Raw genomic sequence first — 22,253 nt, forward strand, 5'->3', positions numbered from 1 at the left:
CTCCTATGCAAAGGTATGTCCGACACCCCACGATGACACAGGTCGGGAAAAACTTGCACCAGAGAAGACAGTTCGACGGTCAATTTGAAAGCCTCAGGCCTTCTACCCGGGAACAGTGGTCAATGAAAATTCCGGCTTTTGACCTTCAGCGTTTGGATCTGCAGATCCGGAATATAGATATCCCGCACCTTCACTGCCGGCCTATCGCGTGATTCCAGAATTCCGGCCAGTCCTAACAGATCCGCGGACAGATCAAAGAGCTGCTGGGCACTGAGGTGAACGACTTCGCCTTCCTTGGATTCGGCCGTTGACTTGGCTATCGGAGCAGATCGACAGGAACGCCTCCGAAAAGTCTATCCTTGTCTTTTTGGCATTTGCCGAGATGTCATAGGTAAATATCATCATTCCTTCGGCCTCGACTGCCGACTGGAGAGTCTCGCTGGGCTTCCGCGGAAGAAGCAGGATTCGGCGATGGTCAGAAAGATCCAGCATTCGGCTATAGAGAATGAGCTGGCCCACCCCCTCGTAGATATCTGCTGCCGACGCGCTGGTCTTGATTTCGATGAGGATGTTTGAGGGCTCGGCGAAGATGATACCGTCGACTTCATAGCCTGCATCGTGACGAAGCTTTACAAGCTGGAGGCCGGAATGCTCCACCATGCGGCGCAGTGCAAGCCAGACCTCGCCCTGAAGCCTGAGTATCTCCCGTTCAGGATCGGCATCCCTCGCCTTCTTCAGAAACACGCCACCCTTCTCGTCCGACGCTAAGGTCGGTGGTGCGGGCAGCGGAAGAACGATGCCTTTAGATCGAAGACGAGCTTTGGCGCATGCATGTACAAAATCGCCGGTCTGCCGTCTGATCCTTTCGGCGCTGCCATCGATGTCCGCTACGACATACCAGTCTCGCGGGATATGGCTGGCAACGCCCTTTACGGCCACCGGCTCGAGCTCGCTCAACCTTCGAAACCGCAAGCCTTCGACTTCGCCGTCCGAATCCGGATTTGGGCGCAGTCGGCCCTGCCGGAGCACGAAGCGGCGCCCCTGCTCGTTGGTGGCGACACTGACCAGTCCATTTGGATCGGCCGCAGCCCTGGGAGCAATAATCTCAACCGACCATGGTTTTCCGGAGCTGCGCACCCCCAGCTGTACATTGAATGTGCCAGCTCGCTTGCCGGATGCCGATGCCTTCAGCATCACCGCTTCTTCACTCATCCAGAGCAGGCGGCCTCTGGCCGGGCGTGATCCGAGCTTCAACGCCTCCAGCCATTCATCGAGGGCTGCGTCGATGTCAGAAAGCTTCGACATCATTGTCAGAGGCTGAGCCATGAAGCGGCCCGCCAGCACGAGCTCCAGCTCTGCGGCCTCCTTCGGAGTACCTGGCAGTATCACGGTGAGTGTCATCCTTCTCGTGGCATTGCCACCACTGGCCTGCTCACTCTCGATCCGGCCGCCGGCGTTTCCCAGCGCCTTCCGCAGCTTGACGCTGTCCCTGCCTCGAAGTCGCAGGGGGAACGGGAAGGCTCGGGGCTCGAAGCTCGGATCGATCCCTTTCTCAAGGACAAGTTTCATCACAGTGTCGCTGGTGATCCGCGCGCCCGCCAGCGTCGCGTCAAGTTCCGACAGTCTTTCGAGGACGATCTCCACACCAGCGCCATACTGGGAATTGCGTCCACGTCCGTCCCCGGATTCGAAGGTGATCTCGAAGATTGGTTGCCCGCCGGCGACGCTGAAGGTTGCACGAAGCTCATTACCATTGTTGTCGAGTGGTTTCACATCTACCCCTGCAAAGTTTGATGCCGACTGCCACGCGACTGCTATCCTCGAAATCCAAGTGATCGCGCTTCGGCAACGATCTTTTCCCCGTGCATGGCCTGCTTGCGGCTGGGTGGTTTTCCGCTTCCTGCAAGCTTTCCCAGACTGAAGGAGAGCGACCGCTGCCACGGCTGGAGCGATTGCGTGTCCTTTGCCCAGGCCGCCAGATCGAACCAGATCTGTGCAGGCAGCGCAGAAATACGTGCGACCTGCTCGGATTCCGCCACGCTTGTCTGCTCTTCGAGGGCATGAATCGAGCCGGCGGTCTGCACCCTGTCGCGCGAGACGAGCTCTGCCTCGAGCGCCAAGGGCAGCGGAATCGGCTTACCGCGAAACTGCTCCCAGCAGGCTTCCTTCTTGCACCACTCCTTGACGTCCTGCCCGCCGGGCGGGGTCGTGATGTGGTCATGCGCGTGGACACTGAGCGCTGCGATGAATTCAGCGAGGCTGGTCGAAAGCTCCTGTCTTGCCCAGATCGCATCCAGATCGATACGCTTCGCGGTATGATGGGAAAGCCAGGCAAGCGTATAGGTCACAATGTTCGCACGGTAGCCGCCGAACTCCTGCTTCGACACGATCCTTTCAGACTGCTTGAACAGAATGGCGCGCGCCACGCAACGCTTGAAATAGGACTCGTCCGGCTCGAACCCTCCACGCTGGGCAAGTCGATCCATGAAGTCCAGGTAGTTTTTCTGACCGTGGCGGCTGACAATATACGGCAGCTGGGACCACGTCTGTTCGAACTTGGCCAGATCCGTCTTGGTAATCAGCTGGCTTCTTGGATTAGTGGCCTCCCACGCCTTCCGCTCGCCATCCGTACGACTTTCGGCCAACGCATCATGATACTGCCCTCTGGCGCGCTCGTAGAACCAGTGAGACTGGCGCTGCATGCCGCTGGCGGGCGGGGCCCAGATAGACCGCGAGACCTCCTGCATCTTCCGATGAAACGGGTGGTTCGACGAGAAATCGGCCATGTTGACTTTGTTCTGATTGTTCGCCGACTGGGATATTCGTGGAGCGATCAGCTCGATGTCGCCGTCCGCCAAGATCTCCGTGATCTTCACTGGAACCTGCAGACGAGTTGCGTCCACCTTGTCCTTTCGCGAAGCTCTGAAGATCGAACCGGTGGTCTGCCCACCATTGACAATCTGGAAGTCACCGGCGGCCAGAAGGTCAACCGTTCCATCGCCGTGATCGCGGACCCTGAGATCTGTCGCCGTGACCGACAGGCCGTTGTTGAATGCGAGAAACATCTGCGGTTCATCGATGATGGTCTTGCGGATGCTCTGATTCACCTTTCCCTTCAGCTGGAGAAAGCTTCGGACGTTGCGCTCCAAAAGCCGTGGCCCGTGCAGCCTGTACATTTCCACGAGAACGTTGCCAGGCAGCATTGTCAGAAGAGAGCGATAGCCGCCTCCTTCCGGGCTGGAGACGATGCAGCGCAAGGGCGATCCACCCATCGCGGCGAAGTCCACATGGATGGGTTCACGGCTAGCGCCGGATGATGCTGTCCGATAAAGTCGGCGAAGGTCCCAGAGATGGCGGGATACCTCGACTGTTCCGAGCGCGGAGCCTTCCAGCTGTTCCACGCCGGCGAGACCGTCGGTGATGATGAAAAGCCGTATATGGCTGACATCATCTCGCGCATCCCATATTGCGCGCGACATGTCATACGCAGGAAGAGCCTCTTCCTGTTCGCGGTAAAGCCCAGCGACTGCCTTTTCCAGATAGGCATTTAGCCGGCGGAAGGCAGTGTCAATGTCGGTCCTGGAGACGCTCAAAGCCAGGCCATCAAGACGCGGAAGTACCAGAAACAGATCCAGACGGTCGTTGTCCTCGGAAAGGTAGTAGCCGGAGCAGCGCATTCCGCGCGCTTCGAAGTTGCAGGCAATTCCGTCATCGATCTCGGCCGCGTCTGCGAGATGCTCGAACATCAGTTCGGCAAACGCTTCTGCCCGAAGCCCACCATCAGCGACGGCGTCCGCACGAGCGATGACATCCTGCTGTATGTTCAGAGCAAACCTCTGAAGATCCTCTGTTTCAGACATTGTCAACCTCAAGCAGTCTGGAAACTTGTTCCGCGCTGACCTCGTACTGCGCCAGGTCATCTGCGATGATCGAATAGCGTATGTCACCGACTCCCACCGGAAGATTGTGCTCCGTGAGGCGCGGGAATTCTCCCTCGACGCGAAAGAATCGTGTCGAGGCGACGAGCCATTTCCTTCGGGTGTAGATCGGAGCGTGCAGATCGAGATAGCCGGCCAGCGTCAGTCTGTCGTCCAGTTCCCGCGCCGCTGCTGGATCCACTTTGACCCGGTCCCGGACGCGCGTGACCAGCGATGCGAGCGAGACGCCAAGGGCTGCGCTTTCATCCATCCTGAGATGCGCAAGGAAAAGCGCTCGGTGTGGTCGCTCGTCGAGCTGCTTTTCGTTGTTGATCACGACACGCGCGTGCCGCTTTGCAAGGCTCGTCTTGACCTCGACTGCCGTTCCGGCATGTATGAAATCCTGGTTCGCCGGGTCCGGCCCGACCCAGGAGGTCACGGCGGGAAAAGGAGCCAGAGCTTCCAGCAGGAGTGAATCCATCACGGCCAGTTCGCCGAAAAGACCGCGCTGTCGCTCCTCCGAAAGGCCTTCGGCGGGAATCCGATCGAACAGGATCTGCCACATGCAGAGCCGATCAAGGCATCGCGTCAGACCGGAGCCAGTCGTGGTTTCCGCCGTAACCACCTGGACGAGATCTGCGGACAGGACAGCAAAGATGTCAAGCAGGCTGTCATCGTCGAGCATCACGCGCAGGATTGTTCGCGGCCCCGGTACAGACGCGACCTCGTGCACCGTGCGAACCCCGCGGCAGGCCGGAAGCCTGTCGCCGGGAGGACGGAATGCCCCCGCCCCCTCGACAAGAATGCCCGGTCGGCGGCTCGGCCAGAACACGCATGCAAAGATGTCGACCGGTGACTCGGTATCAAGTCTACGACGATGCATGCCGCTCGGGCTGGACGTTTGCTCTCCCAGCTCGCGCCAGATCTCAAGCAGGCGCTCTGGCGTCATTCGAAAACGCTTTCAAGCTGCTTCACGCTGTTCTCGGCATAATCGATCAGCGGCGCATGTTCGTCGAACGGGAAACTGATGGCGAAACCGACGAGGGGGATTTCGGCGGGCGGCCTGGCGTTGAGTGGATAGATCAGCAGGAGACCGCGGTCCGGACTGCGTTGACGTCGTATGAAGGGACCACTCGGCGACTTGGGACGGTCGCGCTTTGGTTCGGCCTTCTTCTCCCAGGCTGCGACGGTCTGGCTCATTGCCAGATCCTGTGCTGGTCTGTCGAGATCACTGACTTCATCGGACGGACTGACAAGACGGCCAATCGTTACCCTCGAGCCGTCGCCGTGAACCTGGTTCCTGCGATTGGCCAGGATCACTTCATACGGACCGATCCACTTTGTGATCCCGGAGTCACCTTCACCGACGAGCACGACAGTCCACTTGCCAAGTCGTCCATTGGCAAGTCGGTCAGCAACGTAGTCTGCGAGTGCTCGCGCGTTTGCCTTCCATGATTCCTGCGATGTCTCGAGCCGCTGAAGAAGACCCAGGACCTTTGCCCCATCCACGTCGTCCCAGCGCTGCCGACCCGTGCCGTCCCTGTCTGGCATGGATTTGAGAAACTGACCGAAGGCGTCGAGGTTCTTCTGCGCGCTCGCGACGTCGAATGCGACCGTTTCCGAAATGGTACCGGAAAAGCCTGCTCTGACCCGCGTGCCCGCCCGCATCTTGTTTGCAGCCGTAATCAGCATGCCGTCAGGATGCGTGCGAACCCTGTGTCCGAACTCGAGCGGCGATTCTCCGTTGTCGAACGCAAGATCGAATTCCTCGCGCAGTTCGGCCGTTGCCGTCGCGATGTGTCGGTACCAGCGGACCAATACGGGCGATGTGTAGAGGCGGCACAGATCCGCATAGCGAGGGCGGTAGCCGAACCACCTTCCCATCTGCATCAGCGTGTCATACATGCGAGACGTACGGATGAAATAGCTGACCGAGAGGCCTTCCAGGGTCAGTCCGCGCGCCAGCTTGTCACCGCCGACCGCAATCACGGAAAACCCCTCGGGATGGGTCACATAGTCCAGGGCATCCTTCGCCGACCCGTTGACCTGCCGGACAGCTATTCGCTTGGCAGCATCGAACAGTTGCGACCTGACCTCGTCCCAGTTGACGGGCGGCAGATCATGATCGGAGAGAAGGCTTCGCAGGTCTTCTGCCCTGGAAGCGAACTCGCGCTGCCACAGCGCCTCGAGTTCCGAAATAGCCGTGCCACCTGTGCCGGGGAATTCCAGCTGCCGTACGATATCGACAAGATGCTCGTCCACGAGCGTGGCGACCTTCTCCTGTACAGCGATGAGTCTTGTGACGTGGACCAGCATGGAATTGTGGACATCGACATCACCGCGGACACGGCGTGCAGCACAGGCAAGAATGAAGGCAAGCATTGCCTCCTTCAGTGTCTTGGGCAGTTCGGTGACCTGAAGATCCCTCTTGTGGCCTGGCGGGAAGATCGCCTCTGCATCGCGAACCTCCCGTGTCATCGGCAGGCCCCTGGCTTCACCGTCCGGACCGGGTCTGTTCAGTCCGAAGACCCGTTCTGGCCCGATGTAGTTCGACGGCGCCGGCAGATTGATGATGAAGCTGCGAGGAAACAGATCCTCTCCCGCGATCCTGTGCCTTGCCTCGTGGTGCATGAAGACATTCGCGAACGGCGTCGCGGTGTAGCCGACATATGCGCTCTTCTCGAATGAGGTAAGCAGGCGCCGGATCAGGAAGTTCGTCTTTGTCGGGTCGGCATCCTCATCGATGTTGCCATCATCGTCGCGATATTCATTGGTGTTCGCGGAGGCGTTGTCGGCCTCGTCATCGATGACAAGCATGGGCACGTCACGGACAATCTTTCCGCCCGGGACCGAGGCATCCTCCACCGCTCGCACCGAAAGCACCCAGGCCAGCAGATTCTCAAGGATGCTGACTCGCTTCTTGACGACAAGGATAATCGGATCGCGGCCACCCGGTATGAGGCGGGTGCCGTTCGCCGTCGCAGTCTTGAAATCCCCGCCTTCGGAACTGCTTGTCAGCGAGTGAGCGACGAGGAAGGCGGCACTTGGCATTCGGCCTGCGCCGATCCGCTGATTTTCCTGTTCGTCGGCCAGAAGACCAAGTCTGGTATCGAAGCCCAGAAAGCCTTCGTCGAGGCGCTGCTGTGTCTGACTTCTCAGGCTGTTATGCACGCCCGCCAGCACGATGACGAGCGGAAACCCGGCATCGACCGCCTTGCAAATCAGCGCAGTGTAGTTGGATGTCTTGCCAGACTGCACGTCGCCGACGACAAGTCCGCGGCGATCCCACGCGCCGGCCGTTTCGGGATTTCGCAGGCGATCCAGAATGTCATCGGTCAGCCGATCCATCTGCCTTAGCGGACCGTCGGCCCAGCGCTTGCCACGGTCCATCCAGTGACGATAGCGATCCCAGAACGCAAAGGGACGGTTTTCTCGCGCCTTGGCGACCCATGCACTGAAATCCTTGTCGTCGATTACGGAATAGCCGCTGACCAGAGTGTTGTTTCTTGCCTCGAGGTCCCGCAGCAGTCGTGTGCGATCGACGCCGATGAACCGTGGCATGGCCAGCACGGTGTCGACGGCAGACTCCAGCGCTTCCTGCGTGATCCGTGGCTCAAGTTCCAGAAGCGAATTTGCGACACCATACGCGCTCCTGAGAAGTGCTTCAGACGATAGCCCCCCGGCCATATGCTCCCCCTTGCTCTACCGTTTTCGAACGGGACTCTTCCGTGCTACTTCGTCAAGAAATGCCGAGACCAGCTCCGGATAGTTGTTGAATGGCTCCATCAGCAGCAGCGACCGTGCTGCCTCCACATGCTCGCGACCATCTTCGACCAGAGCGTCGAACACCTCCGCCATCGCCTTGCGAAGCTCGGTTGGAGAGTGTTCGAACGGCTGGCTGAAGGCGTCCGGTGTCTCTGCGTTGTTGATCACGATCAAAGGTGCAGGAATGGTCTGCTCGATGAGGTCGAAGAGCGACCGGATCGGTCCGCGATCCTCGGCCGTGGCCAGGACCTTCTTGACAAGCGGATGATCGCGATTGATGCGGTAGAAGGATTTCCCGTGCTTCGTGTAATGCGTCCACAGGAACGTCTCCCTGTCGCCAAGCGCGCGCTGGATGATCTTTCCGCGATGCCGATAGATGCTTGAAGCGCGGCTGCGCGCCGCGCGCGCGATCCGCTGCAGATCGCGTCGCAGTGCAGCTGGTGGCCGGGCCCGCGACTTCTTGACGTCGATCTGCCAGAGAAGATCGGCTGTATTGTCAAGGTCGATGCGGATACGGGCAAGCTTGAAATGCTCTTCCTTCTGCATTCCAAGACCAAGCCAGTCGCCGGCGACCAGCAGGCGCTTGTTCCGGTAGATGTAGAAGCCCTGGTGAGCATTCCAGCCACGGGGACCAGCGGCTGAAGAGTGCTGTTCGGCGCTGATCCGACTGTGATGCGGCAGTATGAATGGCTTGATTTCGGCCCGTTCGCCTTCACAGACAAGCTCCTCGGCCGCCATCGGATCCGTGAAGGGAGTGTCCTCCATGAATGGATCCCAAGGCTCGATCGGGCGTCCGTTGATGTGCAGCTGAACGGAATTGCGTCCCTTCAGGAACCTGTGAAACACCATCGCAAGATGCAGCTTGACTGCTTCCGCGCGTTCCCGGAAATGCTTCTGCGCCGCCTCGTCATCGAACTCGACGTCGCCTACCAGAGCATCAAGCCTGTCCCAGAAGAGGATCGTTCCGCTTTTCTGACCCGCAAGAACCAGATGGTCGGCCTCTGAAAGAAGATCCATGCGTTTCAGGAGCCGCCACTCGCTTGTGCCCGTCGCCTCGATATAGTCGAGATCCCAGCGCCGGAGGGCCGGAGATGACTGCAGGGTCTTCGATAGAACGGTCAGGCAGCGGCACTGGGAGATCGAGGCGGTCTTCATCCCGAGGCCGAAACGGCCGAGATCGTTTGCCTCACGGCTTGCAAGAGGGCTGCGGCTTCCCGGCCTCATGGCCTGCCGAAGCTCGTCCTCCGACATGCCGCGTCCATCGTCGCGCACGACAATGCGGGACGCGCGGCCCGCCCATTGCATATCGATCCAGACGTTGCGCGCTCGGGCGGTGATGCTGTTGTCGACGATGTCGGCCAGCGCCGTTGGCAGATCATAGCCGAACGCTCGCAGGGACTCGAAGAGTTCCCCTGCTCCCGGACTGGCAATGTCGTAGTCAAGCGACATTCGACAGTCTGGCCCTTTCGATCGGTTCGTCTGCAGCGCCGGCATGCGCTGTCAGGATGGAAAACAGCGCCTCGCCAATCCAGCGGGCGAGCAAGGGGGGAACCGCGTTGCCGACCTGAATATACTGCTCCGTCCGGTTTCCCTTGAAGAAATAGTTGTCTGGAAAGGTCTGAAGCCTAGCGGCTTCTCGTACCGAAAGGCTGCGGCACTGGAGCGGATCCGGATGGATGAAATAGTGCCCGTCCTTGGAGATGTGACTTGTCACCGTTGTCGAGGGTCCACCGGAAAGCTGGACACGAAAGCGATCCGCGAACTTGCCGGTCTTCCAGTTCTCATGGTTCGGAGACAGCGCCTCCGGGAAATCGGTCGCCTTGGGTGATCGACCGACCACCTGAGCAAAAACCGCCGCAAAGAAATACCGTGCAAGGTCGCTTGGCATGTGGCTTCGCGTTGCATGGTTTGGAAGGTTGGACAGTCTTTCATCAACAAGCCAGTCCCGCAGCTCGGCGGGGCATTCGGCGGAAATCCCGTATCCCCAAGCTTCACGGCCTGGAAGCCGGTTCATTCCCCTCAGGGCGGCGAGGCATGTTCTTGCCCTGGCAGTGAAGGACAGCTGCAGGTCGTCGGGGAGACCGATGTCGAGATCTGCCACGAGGGCCATGGCATCTTCAACCACGGCACGCCATTCGCCGTCGCCGTCGATGCCACGGCTTAGCCCGCTTCTCAGCTTCGGCATGCCGTCGAGGACATGCTGAACAGTCGCCTTCAGAGTATGCCGCACCATGAGATCAGCCAGGGCCGCCGTCGGCAGACCTTCCGCGACATCGGCGCGCAGTCCTACGACAATGACCCGATGACGGGCCTGCGGAACGCCGAAGTCCTCGGCACGCACGATGAAATCGGCAGCGCGTGGTTCGAAAGCCGACAGATCCAGCTGGCGGCGGGATCTCGGGTCAAGCGCAACGAGCCGGTATTCGGTAGCCCCCGGCCTTTCTCCACGGAGGTCGCGAAGAACCTGATCGAAGATCCGGTTCTCGCCATCCACGGATGACGACAGCATGCCCTTGACGTTCTCCATGACGAAGGCAGCCGGCTGCAGGCGGTCGAGAATCCGGATATATTCCTTATAGAGGAAGTGTTTCTCATCATCGCTGGCGATGTAATCCTTCTTCCCCTGATTGCGAGCCCGGCCCACGAGTGAATAGGCCTGGCACGGTGGACCGCCGATCAGGATCGAGTTGCCACCGCTTTGCTCGCGGATCTCGTCGATGCGTCCATTGAGCCGCTGCTCCGGATCTTCCTTGCCCAGCTCCAGCTGCCACGCTTCATCCACGGCCCTGGCCCATTCCCGCGGATATTCGGTCGCCCAGTCCGGCTCGTCACCGCCGCGCATCAGGAAGTCGTAGTACTGTTCCGGGAGCACGCCATTGAACTGGCGCAGGAAGCTTCTCAGACGCAGGGTGGAATGTGCAGCCCTTTCCTTCTCGATGGAAAGGGCAATGTGATAGGCGCGCTCATCCCCGATGCCGGAAACGCTCGAAAAGCCTTCCGCCAGCCCCCCTGGCCCTGCAAAGATGTCGACGACGGAATATGATGGCAAGAATCACGCACTTCGGAGTTGTAGACAGTATTCGCAATGAATATCATCTTCGCGTGGAAATGACAGGCAAAACGTCATGGTCGACGTAGTGAGTCCGGAAAAACGGTCGCAGATGATGTCTGGCATCCGCGGCAAGAATACGAAGCCGGAGCTGACACTTCGACGTCATCTTCACTCCGCTGGTGTTCGATTTCGTCTCCACGATCCGGATGTAACCGGTCGGCCTGACCTTCTGTTCAAGTCGAGAAAGGCAGCCGTGTTTGTCCACGGCTGCTTCTGGCATCGGCACGAAGGCTGTCACTGGTGCACCACGCCGGCATCGAACCCCGAGTTCTGGGCCGCAAAGTTCGCGCGCAACATAGCCCGCGACATCGAAGTTCGTAATACCCTGAACGCATCTGGCTGGCGGGTGGGCATCGTCTGGGAATGCGGCCTGCGCCCTGTGCGGCTCGCGTTGACGTTGGACGAAGTGACCTGCTGGATTAGGAGTGGAACGAAAAATTTCGAGAGCGCACTGGTGCGGCCGCGACGCGAGGCAGAAAGTCCACAGTAGGCAGAAATGTTACCTATCCTGGGTGAAGAATGCAATTACACCCAGGATAAGTAACAAATCATGTGTTACCTATCCTGGGTCTAAACTCGAATTGCACCCAGGATAGGTAACAAGTGGCCGCATCGACACAGCAGGAACGACTGCGTGACTATATCGCCGAACACCCAATTGTAAGGTTCTATGAGCTGCGAAAGGCAGGCATATTCGCGATGACAATCGCCCGAGCTGTGGAAGCCGGAGAACTTGTCCGACTGTCGCGCGGGCTTTACCAGCGTCCGGATGCCGATCTAGATACGCTGCAAGCTCTGGCTGAAGCAGCAAAACTGGTCCCACAGGGCGTCGTTGCTCTGACTTCGGCGCTAGCATTTCACGGTTTGACGGATCAGATCCCTCGCGAGGTATGGATGGCCGTAAGCCGGAAGGACTGGGCAGTTGCGCCAGCGTATCCGCCTATCAGGATCACGGAATTCCAGGACGCTTACATGAAGCAAGGCATGGAACATCATAAGATCTCCGGAATCGCAGTACCGATTTTCTCAGTCCCGAAGACGCTTGCCGATGCCTTCCGGAGCAGGCTCGTTGATCGATCGGTTGCTATAGAAGCGCTGCGCGCAGCACTCCAGCAGCGAAAGGCGAGCCCGGCGGCCATAACCGAGACTGCCATGGCGAACGGCGCCTGGAGGAAGATGAAAGCCTATCTGGAGGCTCTGACCTCGAATGGCTAGAGAAATCAGAAACAGGGCAGCTTCCATCAAGCAGCAACTCAACAACCTTGCCCGTCGTGAAGGGCGGGTCTTTGAAATTGTCATGGTCCGATATGCCCTCGAGCGACTGCTCTTTCGGCTGTCAGCATCCGACAAGGCCGATCGCTTCATCCTCAAGGGTGGCATGCTCGTCACGCTCTGGCTGGAAGGGGAAAATCGCGAGACCCGCGACGTCGATTTCCTTGGATACGGTCAGGCCGACGGAGACACGCTGAAATCGATCTTCGCAGACATCATGGCAGTTCATTACGATGATGGGCTAGTCTTCGATATCGACAGGCTGCAGGCGGAGGTCATCCGGGAGGAGATGGAATACAACGGCGTGCGACTTCGCACGGTGGCCCTCTTGGAGCGCACAAGAATACCGGTCACCATCGACATCGGATTCGGCGATGCGCTGACGGGAGCCGAGATGACCTCCTACCCTTCCCTACTCGGCATGGAATCCCCACGCATCCGCAGCTATCCTCCGGCGGTCGTCATTGCCGAGAAATTCCAGGCGATGGTGGCGCTCGGCGTCATCAACGGCCGGATGAAGGATTATTTTGACCTCTGGGCGATCCCCCAAGTCGTCAGCATACCAGATGAGGAGCTGGACGCTGCGATTAGTGCGACGTTTGTACGGAGACGAACGTCAATCCCCTCCACTCGACCTCCGGGTCTGTCCAGCGCTTTCGTTGAAGATTCCGGCAAGCAAACCCAATGGCGAAACTATGCCCGGTCGATCCAGGTCACAGGGCTGCCGCTAGACGAAGTAACAGATGCGATCTGGCGCATGCTTGAGCCTTGTTGCTCGCGTCTGCTTTCCGCAACAGACGCGAGCAACAAATCATGACGACACCAAACGCAATTGGGATAACGAGTTCGAATCTTGGTAGACTTTAGAGAAGGCGGCGCTGGCCACAACCGTTTAGACAAGTCAGCAATTCGCTCGAGACGGCCTGCGAACTGATAGCGCGGACGCGCTACATGCCCCGAAAATCAAATCACCCAGCCAGAGAACATCGACCAGCGCTTTCAGTTCACGACAAGTCTAACAATCCCCTACCAACCTTTGTTCTCGGAGATGTCCCAAATCTAATCCGGCATACACGATCGCATTGATGAGCTCGGCCCGCTGCTCGAGCATTCCCTGCGTCAAGACACCATAGCCTTTTGTCACGCGGTTACCGCTGCTGACATGCCCGAAGATAAAATTGAATTGCTCATCCAAGTAGCCGGCGCGCCTCATCGCATCAAAAGCGCCGTGGCGGAATGAATAGAGCGATAATCCCCTACCCTTCTTGAGGCTGATCTTCTCTAGGTAGCGCCCAAAGTCCCGACTGAAGTCGGATAACATCTGGCCGCGATCGTTACGAATTGCTAGCGGGAAGACGCGCGCATGCCCGCCGTCTCGCATTGCTGCCAAATAATCGAGGAAGCCGAGGTTAATCAGCTCCCCGTGTACAGGCACAACACGACGAGAACCATCGGTTTTCAGCCTTTTGATGTCTTCGTCGCCATCGTCCGCGGTTTCAGTGATGTCGAAGATCCAGGTATGTTGCTCCTCCCGGACGTCCGAGAGGCCTAGCTGTGCGATTTCCCCGGGCCGGGCGCCCGAGTAGAGCATGATCAACGGTATCCAGTAGCGATGGTCACGAATTCTGACATCGCCCGGCTTGTTCCAGAAGCGAGGCGCATCATCGCTCGTACAACCGGTAAACAACGGCGACCGGAAGAGGGCATTCATCTGATCGACTGTAAACGGATAAACCTTCTTCCGTTTATCCTTCGCCAAAAACATTCCTTCGGTGGGATTGTCATCGATGTATCCATTTCCGACGAGCCAGCTGCAAAAAGCCGCTAGGTTGGAAAGATAGCGATTCACGGTGTTCACGCTCAGGACCGGCTTACAGACCATTTCGTTGTGCGCAACGATCTGGGCGATCTTCATACCTTTAAACGCTTTTGTCTCCGTCGCCTTGACGGGATAAAGCATTAAAAGTGCCTTCCACTCTCGAACAGCTTTCTTGTCGATCTTTGACGCGGGAAACGTCGAGCCTACATGGTCCACGAATAAACCGATATCGCGGCGAGCCTGGGCCAATGTGTCAGTTGTGACGCTGCGAGGATTTTCGCGGGCGTAAACCTCAAAGAGTTCCGTGATCGATTGCCCAGGCGCCGCCGTCTCGCGTGGCCTAGCGAAGGCTGGCTTCACGATTGGATCCTTGGGTCTCCCAGAGTAATCGCCGACATCCCGCTCGACTGTTCGCTCAAGGGCCTCAATGTCGGCGCGCATCATCAGCGCACCGAGTTCGCGAAACTGCTCGGATCCGTCATCTACCAACAAGAGATGCCGCTCTATGAACTCACGCACCTCCTCATCAATCAACGTGTATCTTCCGGCGGCCAAATCTCGCTTCAGAGCCGCCAATCGACGAGAGCGGAGGGCTGCGTCATCCTGTCGAGCGCGCTTCAGGAGCTCAAGGTCTGCATATCCATTGATCATACCGACCAGGTCATCGGAGCGTATTTCGCCGCGATCGATGCGCTGCCAGACTCGAGCTGCTTCCTCCTCGAGATCGGCATCTGTTGGCATTGTACGACGCTTTTCCGCATCTTTGTTTAGCCGCGCCTCATAGTGCTCCCAGACGGCGACGGCCCTATCGTCGTCGGTAACGTGTCGACGAGAGCGCATGTCTTCAAACTCAGCGTCCCACTTCTGGAGTTCGAAGTTGAGCCGTCGCTTTGCGACCGCTTCATCCTTCGTCCGCAAGGAGATCTTTTTGTCCTCACTCGAGAACTGATCTCGCAAATCTGAAGGAATATAAATCCGAGCATAATATGTACCACCATCGCGGCGAATGAGGTTTGAACGTCTGGTCATTGAGGGCTCCCGGAGCAGCTTACCGGAACAGTAAACCGGAACACCTCTAGCCGAATAAGCTATTATATGGCAATATCTTATGAATATTCAGCGGCGTTCGCAATGTTGGATTATCGTCCAGGTTCCCCAGCCAATCAATTTCATCAATGATTTCCGGTAGATACTAATTGCGTTCAGGCAGATTTGTCTCATTGTCATGTCGCATCATGTTGCAACCTATAGCGCTTGGTTTTCAGGCATTTCAAAGAGGTAGCGGCTACTCCATGCAACATGGAATGCAACATGCGACATGACTGGCAGATTGCCTTGCGAAGCGCGGCGATCGAATATCTCGATGGGATTCGGCCGACAGCACCTGCCGGACGAATGACGAGGAGGTAAAATGCGACAACGTGATGAACCCCTCACTTCGGAGGATTTGACCGTCTGCGATGAGGTGTTGCAGCGCATCACGGAAAAGCACGCGATCAACGATCACAACACCACAGTTCATCTGGCATCGATCATCATCGAGATCTACCGGCAAGGCGTACATGACACGGAGCAACTGGCATTGCTTGCTGGAGCATCCTGCGAAGCGATGCTTGAAATGAGGCAGCTTGGTCCTAGCTCAGATCCGGCGCCGCTCCAGGCGTCGGGCCGCAAATATCAGGGGGTCGGAAAGCGACAGGATGGAAGCAGCTGATAACCAAATTCCCGGGAAATGCGGAGCGGATATTTGAGCGCTTCTAGGCGCTTTTTGTCGCGGCCGGCGCTCCAAAGGACATGGCACTGTTCTCGCGAACATCAGACGACTTCCAACACGAGATTTATCTACTGTCGCCCGCTACCACAGGCTTCTCTGATGGACTCGGGGGCGAGTGGACTGACTGTAATCCTTTCGAGAATAAATGGGCCGTTTGCATGGCGAATGGCGACGTCAAGGAAACGTTTGGCATCGCCCACTGACCGCAAGGTCGGTTCGCCAAAGAACGACACGCCGGACATCATCGTGGAGATCGATCCTGACCCCGAACCGCCGATGATCTGATCGGAGGCAGGCCAGCGCGCTCTAGTCGCAAACGTTCCTGTATCGCACCACCCGATGGCCATAGCGGTATCTGTAGTATTTCTGTGTCCAGCACCGTTGGCCATAGCGATAGTCGTCATCGTCGTCATCGTATGCGTAGCGTGGCGAGTAGCGATAGTACCGTGGCGCTGGTGGATCATCGTAGTAGCGAGGTCCTGCGCCATACTCAAAGTAGATCTGAGAGAATGCCGGCGACGCTGACAACGCAGTCGCGAACGCTAGCGCTGCGATAGCGAGCTTTTTCATGTTTCATTCCCATTCCGGTTTACGCATAGTCATTGGCAAGGCTGTGTCTCACGCCTCGGATCCTTAATACGTCATTAGCGTTGTTTCTGAACATCGGACCTAAGTCCAAGATTGATCGGACTTCGGCTCGGGCGCCTTCAGGACCTTTGTCCGACTGTTCAAGCCGCCCCTGTCCTGCATAATTCGTGCTGCCCCAACCCCATCGGACACCGGAATGCTCCGGGCGCGAGCGGGAAATTAAGAGAATACGATCCGGCGAGCTCGGTCGTGCCTCCGGATCTGAATGGAGATTAAATGCGTGACCAACGTTGAAAAGCTGAAAGCGCGCCGCCTCGAGCTTCAATTCGAGATCGACCGCGCGGAGAGGCATCGATCCTGGGAAGCGAATGAGTACCAGGTTGCGAAGAGATTTTAGCAGGACATTCCGGATGTCCGCCTATCTTCGGCGAAGTCGCACGCCTTGACTATAACGGCGACAGCCACAAGCTTTGATTGGCGAGGAGGCTAGTCATGTGCGGGCGCATCTAAATCAAAGCAACGCTCGAGGAGATGCTGCAGAACTTTGCCTTCGCAGGTCGCGGCGACGTGCGAACATCGTCATCATCATCGATGGGTACAACTTCGACGGTTTTGCCGTATCGGGAGGAGAAGAATTAGCGCTCCCGCTCACCACGCCTAATTCCTTGCGAGAAGAACAACGTTCTCGTTCGACAACGTGACAGCCACAGGAACGCCATTGATCCGAATGGTAACCTCTCCCTTTTCGTCATCCACGGCAGTAATCTCACCAAACAGACTGACGCGGTCTTTTATACTGAAATTCCTGCCTGCTGTGTCGGAACGCCACATCGAGTCGTCCCAATATAGGTCGACTTCCGATATGCCAACGCTCGTGAGAAAGCTAGCCTTCAGGTTTTGCTCCAACCACTCTGTCGAACAGCCAAGGGCGGTCGCGGCCGCTTCAACGTCAGAATAGTCGTTCTCACCGCCCTCGCCCCAGGTAACCTTGACGGACTCGCCCCGGTCTGGATTTCGATAGATCCGAACGTTCTTCTGTCTCATGCTTCGATCTCCTATTGGCTCTGGGTGACCGTTGTCGTGCGCGCCTTCTTTCGTACTGATTGCTTGTTTGTTAATCCACCGGGCAAAGATTGCGGATAAGCGATCTATTGTAAAGGCACTAATCTTCTTGTGCAGGTTGTCGGAGCCATAGTTCGTGACGCTTAGGGAGAAGATCAGTTGCGGGATTTTGATTTCGGGCATGGCGCCGACGATGCCCCTAGGCTTCATCCGGCGTCGCGACGACGGTTGCGGCCATCGGTTCAGGCTCCGCTTCAGTGTCAGCGGTCCCGTTTTGCTCTTCTATCCCGAGCTGCGCTGCCAGAAGGGCTGAAACGATTCCATGGAGCGGTTGGAGATGCCGAATGTCGCATATCTAACTGGCCGAAGCAGCCGGACGTGACATTTTAGCTTTGCACAAGAGCGGACATTCCAACTCCTCCGCCACACCGCCTTAAGCGCTCAACGATATCGCGCGACAGTCAAGCCATCTTTTTCCAGCCGGCCTAAGCTGGGTTCACAGCACAGGGACTTCGAGGCCAGCCTTGATACGGTCCATCGCTACAAATGTGCGGAACCGTTTGACGTTGTTGTTTCCAAAGAAGAGCTGCTTGGTCAGGGCCTCGTACGCAGTCATTGAAGGTACGACAATGACCAGGACGAAATCCGCCTCGCCCGTCACGTAGTAGCATTGCTGGATCTCGGGAGTGGCGGCGAACTCGCGCTTCGCATTTTCGATCTGCTCCGCCGTTTCACTGATGACTTCGACCTCGACGAAGATGGTGATCGGATGGCCGAGCGCAGCGGGATCAACGATCGCGACGTTCGCTTGGATCACGCCAGCCTCCGTCATCCTCTTCATCCGGCGCTGGACCGCGGGAGCGGACAGGTTCACCGCCTCCCCGATCGTCCGTTGCGGCGTCATGTTGTCCTTTTGCAGGATGGCGAGGATCTGCCGGTCGAAATCATCCAGTGCCACCCGGCGTGCAGTCGCACCCATTTGGACCTCCAAACGAAACAAACTTGCAAATTTAGCCCCGAGATACAGCGCACTCTGCGTGCGAGATGCAATATATTTCCCCTCGAACTTAGCGAGGTCCATCATGTTTCTCAAAAATTTGAATGTTGCATACAAGACTCCGCTCGATCCGCGTGACTCGGAAACGCTTGGCGTAGAAGCCGTGACAGAGGTTCAGCGGTTCCTATCCTACCGGGAAAACAACGCGGAGACGCCTCTCGTATCCCTGTCCGCGCTCGCTCACGAGCTCGGCGTATCCAGCATCCACCTGAAGGACGAAGGATTCCGGCTCGGTCTCGGCAGCTTCAAGGCGCTCGGTGGATCGTACGCCGTGATCCGGCTCGTCCTCGAAGAGGCCAGCAGGCGATTGTCCCGGCAGCTCGACGTGTCGGAACTTCACACGCCTGACGTCGCCGCAATCACGCAAAGCATGACGGTCGCCTGCGCCACAGACGGCAACCATGGACGTTCCGTCGCGCAGGGCGCTCAGCTTGTCGGCGCGAAGGCAGCCATCTTTGTGCATTCCGGTGTCAGCGACGAACGGGTCGCGGCGATAGCCCGGTTCAGCGCGGACATGATCCGGGTGGAGGGCACTTACGACGACTCCGTGAGAGAAGCATCCAAAGTCGCTGCCGAACGCGGATGGATGATCGTGTCAGACACGTCATGGCCCGGCTATGAGCGTATTCCCGGCCTTGTGATGCAGGGCTACACCGCGATCATCCAGGAGGCGCTCAGGAAGATGCCGGAGCCTCCGACACATGTGTTCGTTCAGTCTGGCGTCGGCGGCATCGCCGCGGCCGCCGCCGGCCATCTCGCCATCGTCCTGGGTGACGAACGACCGGTGTTCACCGTCGTTGATCCGAGCCGAGCCGCTTGCATCGTCGAAACCGCCAAGGCGGGACATCCTGTGATCATCCCCCATGGCGAACCGACGGTCATGGCGATGCTGGAGTGCTACGAACCCTCATTGGTGGCCTGGCGTATCCTCTCGCGCGTGGCCGACGCCTTCATGACTGTGGACGAGGATGACGCCATCACCGTGATGAGGAAACTGGCGTATCCAACCGCGGGCGATCCGGCGGTGGTGGCAGGTGAAAGCGGAGGCGTAGGCCTGGCAGGGTTGATCAAGGCAATCGGCGATCCGGCGAGCAAGGCCGCCCTGCAGCTTGGCCCGTATTCGCGGGTTCTCGTGATCAACACTGAGGGCGCGACCGACCCTGTCAAATATGAGGAAATTGTCGGGGAAGCTCCCGGCGCCGTTTTGTCGAGGAATGCGGAGGCAGTGGCATGACTGGATCATCGGTGAATGCAAAGCGTCTGCTCGGACGTCTCCTCGAACTGGGTTCAATCGGCAGAGACGATAATGGACGTCTGATCAGGCTTGCCGCATCCGACACCGACAAGCTCGGTCGGGATTGCTTAACCTCTTGGATGCGGGAGGCCGGACTTGAGGTCGCAGTGGACCGCATCGGCAACGTCTTCGGCATCTGGACGCCGTCGGGAGCGGCCGGCTCTACGAAGCCCTTGATGCTGGGGTCGCATATCGACACGGTCATCAATGCCGGCATTTTCGACGGATGCTATGGCGTCCTTTCCGGACTTGAAGTGATCGAGACCTTAAAGACAGACGGGTTCGATCCCGTCCGCCCGATCGTGGTCGGCGCATTCACCAATGAGGAAGGCGTTCGCTACGCACCCGACATGATGGGCTCTCTCGTCTATTCGGGGGGACTTGATGTCGATGAAGCACTTGCCACTGTTGGCACAGACGGTTCAGTCCTTGGGGACGAGCTTGCCAGGATCGGTTATGCGGGAACGCATGAGCCGGGCTTCATGCAGCCTCACGCCTATGTAGAACTGCACATCGAACAAGGCCCGCTGCTCGAGCGCGAAGGGGTTCCGATCGGAGCCGTCGAGAACCTCCAAGGTATTTCCTGGCAGAAGGTGACGATCGAAGGTGACGCCAACCACGCGGGCACTACTCCGATCTCGATGCGCCGGGATGCAGGCCTGGCTGCGGCGCGTGTCATTACCTTCCTGCGCGAACGGGCGAAGGCGTCGAACACGCCGACGGTCGCGACGGTCGGCCGCATGGAGCTCGACCCAAACGCGATCAACGTGATTCCATCGAAGGCGACGTTCACCGTCGACCTCCGCGATCCGGACGAGGATCGTCTTTTGGCCGAGGAATCCGCCCTTGCCGAGTATCTCTACAAGTTGGCCGCGGAAGAGCAGGTCACGATCTCCACGGAACGTCTGGCGAGGTTCAAACCCGTGGCATTCAACAGCAGCATCGTGGCTGCTGTTGAGGTGGCCGCGGCCGCGCGCGGATTGAAATCCAGGCGGATGACATCCGGAGCAGGACACGACGCCCAGATGATCGCGCGGATCGCGCCGTCGGCGATGATCTTCGTGCCAAGCATCGCAGGCATCAGCCACAATCCGAAAGAACACACGCCCGACGCCGATCTGATTGCGGGTGCCAACATCTTGCTTGACGTGGTCCGCAAGCTCACCGCGTCGGAGGATTAAAGCGATGACCGACATCAAGACACTTCACGCGGAAATGACCCGATGGCGCAGGCACCTGCATGCCAATCCCGAATTCGGCTTCGAGGAGAGGGCGACATCCGCATTCGTCGCCGCCAAACTAAGGGAGTTCGGCCTCGAGGACGTCACCGAGGGCGTCGGCGGCACAGGCGTGGTGGGAACTCTCAGGCGCGGTACCGGCAATCGCGCAATCGCCCTGCGCGCCGACATCGACGCACTGCGGATCACCGAAGAGGGCGCGCCGGACTACAAATCCCGGAACGACGGTGTCATGCACGCCTGCGGTCACGACGGTCATGCCGCAATGCTATTGGGCGCCGCGAAGCTGCTCGCCGAGGAAGGTGGTTTCAACGGCATCGTCCGGTTCGTTTTCCAGCCTGCCGAGGAATGGGGCAAAGGCGCGCTGTCGATGATGTCGGACGGCCTGTTCGAAAAACATCCCTTCGATGAAATTTATGGCATCCACAACATGCCGGGGCTTCCGGTCGGCAACTTTGAGACCAAAGCTGGAGCCTTCATGTCGGCCGAAGACAATTTCGAGATCACTTTGAGGGGCGTGGGTGGCCATGCCGCACGTCCGCATTGGGGCAACGAGGTGCTGGTGGCAGCATGCGCTCTGGTGACGAACCTCCAGACGATCGTCGCAAGGCGCATCGACCCCGCCGACATCGGCGTCGTCTCCGTGACCGAGCTGATCACCAACGGCACCAGAAACGCCCTGCCCGGTACGGCGCAAATTCTGGGCGACTGCCGCAGCTTCAGAAGCGAGGTCAGCGAGCGTATTGAAAAACAAATGCGGGTGATCACGGAAGGGACTGCACTCGCCTTCAATATCGAAGCGGACGTCCACTATACCCGGGAATTCGTTCCCCTGCTGAACGATGCCGCCTTGACCGATGAGGCCATGGCCGTTGCGACAGAGCTTTTCGGGGCATCACAGGTGCGGACCGCCTCGAAGCCCATGACCGCATCGGAAGACTTCGCGCAGTTCCTCAGCCGTGTCCCTGGATGCTTCGTCTTCCTCGGTAATGGGAAGGAGTCGGCTCCACTTCATAACCCGAGCTACGACTTCAACGACGAGGGCCTCGTCCACGGCATGCGCTTCCACGTAGGAATCGTGCGTCGACGACTTCCGGCCAATTGAACTCACACCGCGGGTCCGTCAGGGTGGAGAGTGTTCGCGATATTGCACCGTAGCGGAAATAATTGCCGCTCGTCCCCTGTGTTGACTGAGGCCCAAAGCCGGGGCACAAAGCTGGCATCCACGGTCGCTCGCGGCGGAAAAACAGAGGGAATTTCAAGCTTATTTCGCTAAACCTTTGAAATTGTGTTAGAATCAAGACTCCCCTAGCCAATTCTCGCTAATTTCCCTTAGAGCGTTTCACGATTTTTCG

At 58.3% G+C, this 22,253-nt stretch carries 16 protein-coding genes and 1 pseudogene; 7 read left to right on the forward strand and 10 right to left on the reverse strand.

Annotated features, from left to right (window positions below):
* Nucleotides 1-119 precede the first annotated feature (119 nt).
* The 6 genes and pseudogenes from PMI09_RS32670 to PMI09_RS21415 all read right to left on the reverse strand — a co-directional run.
* Nucleotides 120-312, reverse strand: a pseudogene (locus PMI09_RS32670) (hypothetical protein); the annotation flags it as partial.
* A gap of 1,502 nt (nucleotides 313-1,814) precedes the next feature.
* On the reverse strand, nucleotides 1,815-3,860 hold the full coding sequence (locus PMI09_RS21395; RefSeq protein WP_007799344.1) for an AIPR family protein: 2,046 nt from the start codon (nucleotides 3,858-3,860) through the stop codon (nucleotides 1,815-1,817).
* The gene (locus PMI09_RS21400) at nucleotides 3,853-4,866 is read right to left on the reverse strand and encodes a PD-(D/E)XK motif protein (protein WP_007799346.1); all 1,014 of its coding nucleotides are present in this window, start codon (nucleotides 4,864-4,866) and stop codon (nucleotides 3,853-3,855) included. The genes PMI09_RS21395 and PMI09_RS21400 overlap by 8 nt, the downstream gene beginning before the upstream one ends.
* Entirely contained in the window at nucleotides 4,863-7,604 is a 2,742-nt protein-coding gene (locus PMI09_RS21405; protein WP_007799348.1) for a Z1 domain-containing protein, read from the reverse strand. The genes PMI09_RS21400 and PMI09_RS21405 overlap by 4 nt, the downstream gene beginning before the upstream one ends.
* Nucleotides 7,605-7,619: 15 nt before the next feature.
* A complete protein-coding gene (locus tag PMI09_RS21410) occupies nucleotides 7,620-9,131 on the reverse strand; it encodes an ATP-binding protein (protein ID WP_007799350.1) in 1,512 nt (503 codons plus the stop codon).
* Nucleotides 9,121-10,731, reverse strand: coding sequence for a DNA cytosine methyltransferase (locus tag PMI09_RS21415; RefSeq protein WP_007799353.1), 1,611 nt, complete (start codon nucleotides 10,729-10,731; stop codon nucleotides 9,121-9,123). Before PMI09_RS21415 ends, PMI09_RS21410 begins: the two co-directional genes overlap by 11 nt.
* 76 nt (nucleotides 10,732-10,807) lie before the next feature.
* Between PMI09_RS21415 and PMI09_RS21420 the strand changes: the two genes are divergently transcribed.
* The 3 genes from PMI09_RS21420 (at nucleotide 10,808) to PMI09_RS21430 (ending at nucleotide 12,883) form a co-directional block, all read left to right on the forward strand.
* The gene (locus tag PMI09_RS21420; RefSeq protein ID WP_007799356.1) at nucleotides 10,808-11,284 is read left to right on the forward strand and encodes a very short patch repair endonuclease; all 477 of its coding nucleotides are present in this window, start codon (nucleotides 10,808-10,810) and stop codon (nucleotides 11,282-11,284) included.
* A gap of 113 nt (nucleotides 11,285-11,397) precedes the next feature.
* Entirely contained in the window at nucleotides 11,398-12,009 is a 612-nt protein-coding gene (locus PMI09_RS21425) for a type IV toxin-antitoxin system AbiEi family antitoxin domain-containing protein (RefSeq protein ID WP_007799357.1), read from the forward strand.
* Nucleotides 12,002-12,883 carry a nucleotidyl transferase AbiEii/AbiGii toxin family protein gene (locus tag PMI09_RS21430; protein ID WP_007799360.1) on the forward strand — a complete coding sequence of 294 codons (882 nt, stop codon included), beginning with the start codon at nucleotides 12,002-12,004 and terminating at the stop codon, nucleotides 12,881-12,883. The genes PMI09_RS21425 and PMI09_RS21430 overlap by 8 nt, the downstream gene beginning before the upstream one ends.
* A 198-nt stretch (nucleotides 12,884-13,081) precedes the next feature.
* On the opposite strand, the gene PMI09_RS21435 is transcribed toward PMI09_RS21430, so the two are convergent.
* Nucleotides 13,082-14,914 carry a site-specific integrase gene (locus PMI09_RS21435; protein WP_007799362.1) on the reverse strand — a complete coding sequence of 611 codons (1,833 nt, stop codon included), beginning with the start codon at nucleotides 14,912-14,914 and terminating at the stop codon, nucleotides 13,082-13,084.
* Between the two features lie 382 nt (nucleotides 14,915-15,296).
* Here PMI09_RS21435 and PMI09_RS30985 point away from each other — a divergent pair, with 382 nt between their 5' ends.
* On the forward strand, nucleotides 15,297-15,599 hold the full coding sequence (locus PMI09_RS30985; protein ID WP_007799363.1) for a hypothetical protein: 303 nt from the start codon (nucleotides 15,297-15,299) through the stop codon (nucleotides 15,597-15,599).
* Between the two features lie 366 nt (nucleotides 15,600-15,965).
* On the opposite strand, the gene PMI09_RS30550 is transcribed toward PMI09_RS30985, so the two are convergent.
* The 3 genes from PMI09_RS30550 to PMI09_RS21450 all read right to left on the reverse strand — a co-directional run bounded on the left by PMI09_RS30550 (nucleotide 15,966) and on the right by PMI09_RS21450 (nucleotide 18,288).
* Entirely contained in the window at nucleotides 15,966-16,229 is a 264-nt protein-coding gene (locus tag PMI09_RS30550; RefSeq protein ID WP_007799367.1) for a hypothetical protein, read from the reverse strand.
* Nucleotides 16,230-16,904: 675 nt separating this feature from the next.
* Entirely contained in the window at nucleotides 16,905-17,492 is a 588-nt protein-coding gene (locus PMI09_RS21445) for a hypothetical protein (RefSeq protein WP_244423800.1), read from the reverse strand.
* Between the two features lie 313 nt (nucleotides 17,493-17,805).
* Complete coding sequence (locus PMI09_RS21450) at nucleotides 17,806-18,288, reverse strand: Lrp/AsnC family transcriptional regulator (RefSeq protein WP_037083701.1); 483 nt, start codon at nucleotides 18,286-18,288, stop codon at nucleotides 17,806-17,808.
* Between the two features lie 103 nt (nucleotides 18,289-18,391).
* On the opposite strand from PMI09_RS21450, the gene PMI09_RS21455 reads away from it, so the two are divergent.
* Genes PMI09_RS21455 through PMI09_RS21465 form a run of 3 tightly spaced genes read left to right on the forward strand, consistent with a single transcriptional unit; the run spans nucleotide 18,392 to nucleotide 22,003 of the window.
* The gene (locus PMI09_RS21455; RefSeq protein ID WP_007799374.1) at nucleotides 18,392-19,600 is read left to right on the forward strand and encodes a diaminopropionate ammonia-lyase; all 1,209 of its coding nucleotides are present in this window, start codon (nucleotides 18,392-18,394) and stop codon (nucleotides 19,598-19,600) included.
* Nucleotides 19,597-20,841: a Zn-dependent hydrolase gene (locus PMI09_RS21460; RefSeq protein WP_007799376.1), complete on the forward strand. Its 1,245-nt coding sequence runs from the start codon at nucleotides 19,597-19,599 to the stop codon at nucleotides 20,839-20,841. Before PMI09_RS21455 ends, PMI09_RS21460 begins: the two co-directional genes overlap by 4 nt.
* A gap of 4 nt (nucleotides 20,842-20,845) precedes the next feature.
* Nucleotides 20,846-22,003, forward strand: a complete 1,158-nt coding sequence (locus PMI09_RS21465; protein ID WP_007799378.1) for a M20 aminoacylase family protein — start codon at nucleotides 20,846-20,848, stop codon at nucleotides 22,001-22,003.
* Nucleotides 22,004-22,253: the final 250 nt, after the last annotated feature.

This window comes from Rhizobium sp. CF122, assembly GCF_000282035.1.
In the GTDB taxonomy this organism is placed as follows: domain Bacteria; phylum Pseudomonadota; class Alphaproteobacteria; order Rhizobiales; family Rhizobiaceae; genus Rhizobium.

Bases quoted from the DNA above. Each gene is read 5' to 3' on its own strand.
- PMI09_RS21395 (WP_007799344.1), bottom strand. From the start codon at position 3,860: ATGTCTGAAACAGAGGATCTTCAGAGGTTTGCTCTGAACATACAGCAG.
- PMI09_RS21400 (WP_007799346.1), bottom strand. From the start codon at position 4,866: ATGACGCCAGAGCGCCTGCTTGAGATCTGGCGCGAGCTGGGAGAGCAA.
- PMI09_RS21405 (WP_007799348.1), bottom strand. From the start codon at position 7,604: ATGGCCGGGGGGCTATCGTCTGAAGCACTTCTCAGGAGCGCGTATGGT.
- PMI09_RS21410 (WP_007799350.1), bottom strand. From the start codon at position 9,131: ATGTCGCTTGACTACGACATTGCCAGTCCGGGAGCAGGGGAACTCTTC.
- PMI09_RS21420 (WP_007799356.1), top strand. From the start codon at position 10,808: ATGGTCGACGTAGTGAGTCCGGAAAAACGGTCGCAGATGATGTCTGGC.
- PMI09_RS21430 (WP_007799360.1), top strand. From the start codon at position 12,002: ATGGCTAGAGAAATCAGAAACAGGGCAGCTTCCATCAAGCAGCAACTC.
- PMI09_RS21435 (WP_007799362.1), bottom strand. From the start codon at position 14,914: ATGACCAGACGTTCAAACCTCATTCGCCGCGATGGTGGTACATATTAT.
- PMI09_RS30985 (WP_007799363.1), top strand. From the start codon at position 15,297: ATGCGACAACGTGATGAACCCCTCACTTCGGAGGATTTGACCGTCTGC.
- PMI09_RS30550 (WP_007799367.1), bottom strand. From the start codon at position 16,229: ATGAAAAAGCTCGCTATCGCAGCGCTAGCGTTCGCGACTGCGTTGTCA.
- PMI09_RS21445 (WP_244423800.1), bottom strand. From the start codon at position 17,492: ATGCCCGAAATCAAAATCCCGCAACTGATCTTCTCCCTAAGCGTCACG.
- PMI09_RS21450 (WP_037083701.1), bottom strand. From the start codon at position 18,288: ATGGGTGCGACTGCACGCCGGGTGGCACTGGATGATTTCGACCGGCAG.
- PMI09_RS21455 (WP_007799374.1), top strand. From the start codon at position 18,392: ATGTTTCTCAAAAATTTGAATGTTGCATACAAGACTCCGCTCGATCCG.
- PMI09_RS21460 (WP_007799376.1), top strand. From the start codon at position 19,597: ATGACTGGATCATCGGTGAATGCAAAGCGTCTGCTCGGACGTCTCCTC.
- PMI09_RS21465 (WP_007799378.1), top strand. From the start codon at position 20,846: ATGACCGACATCAAGACACTTCACGCGGAAATGACCCGATGGCGCAGG.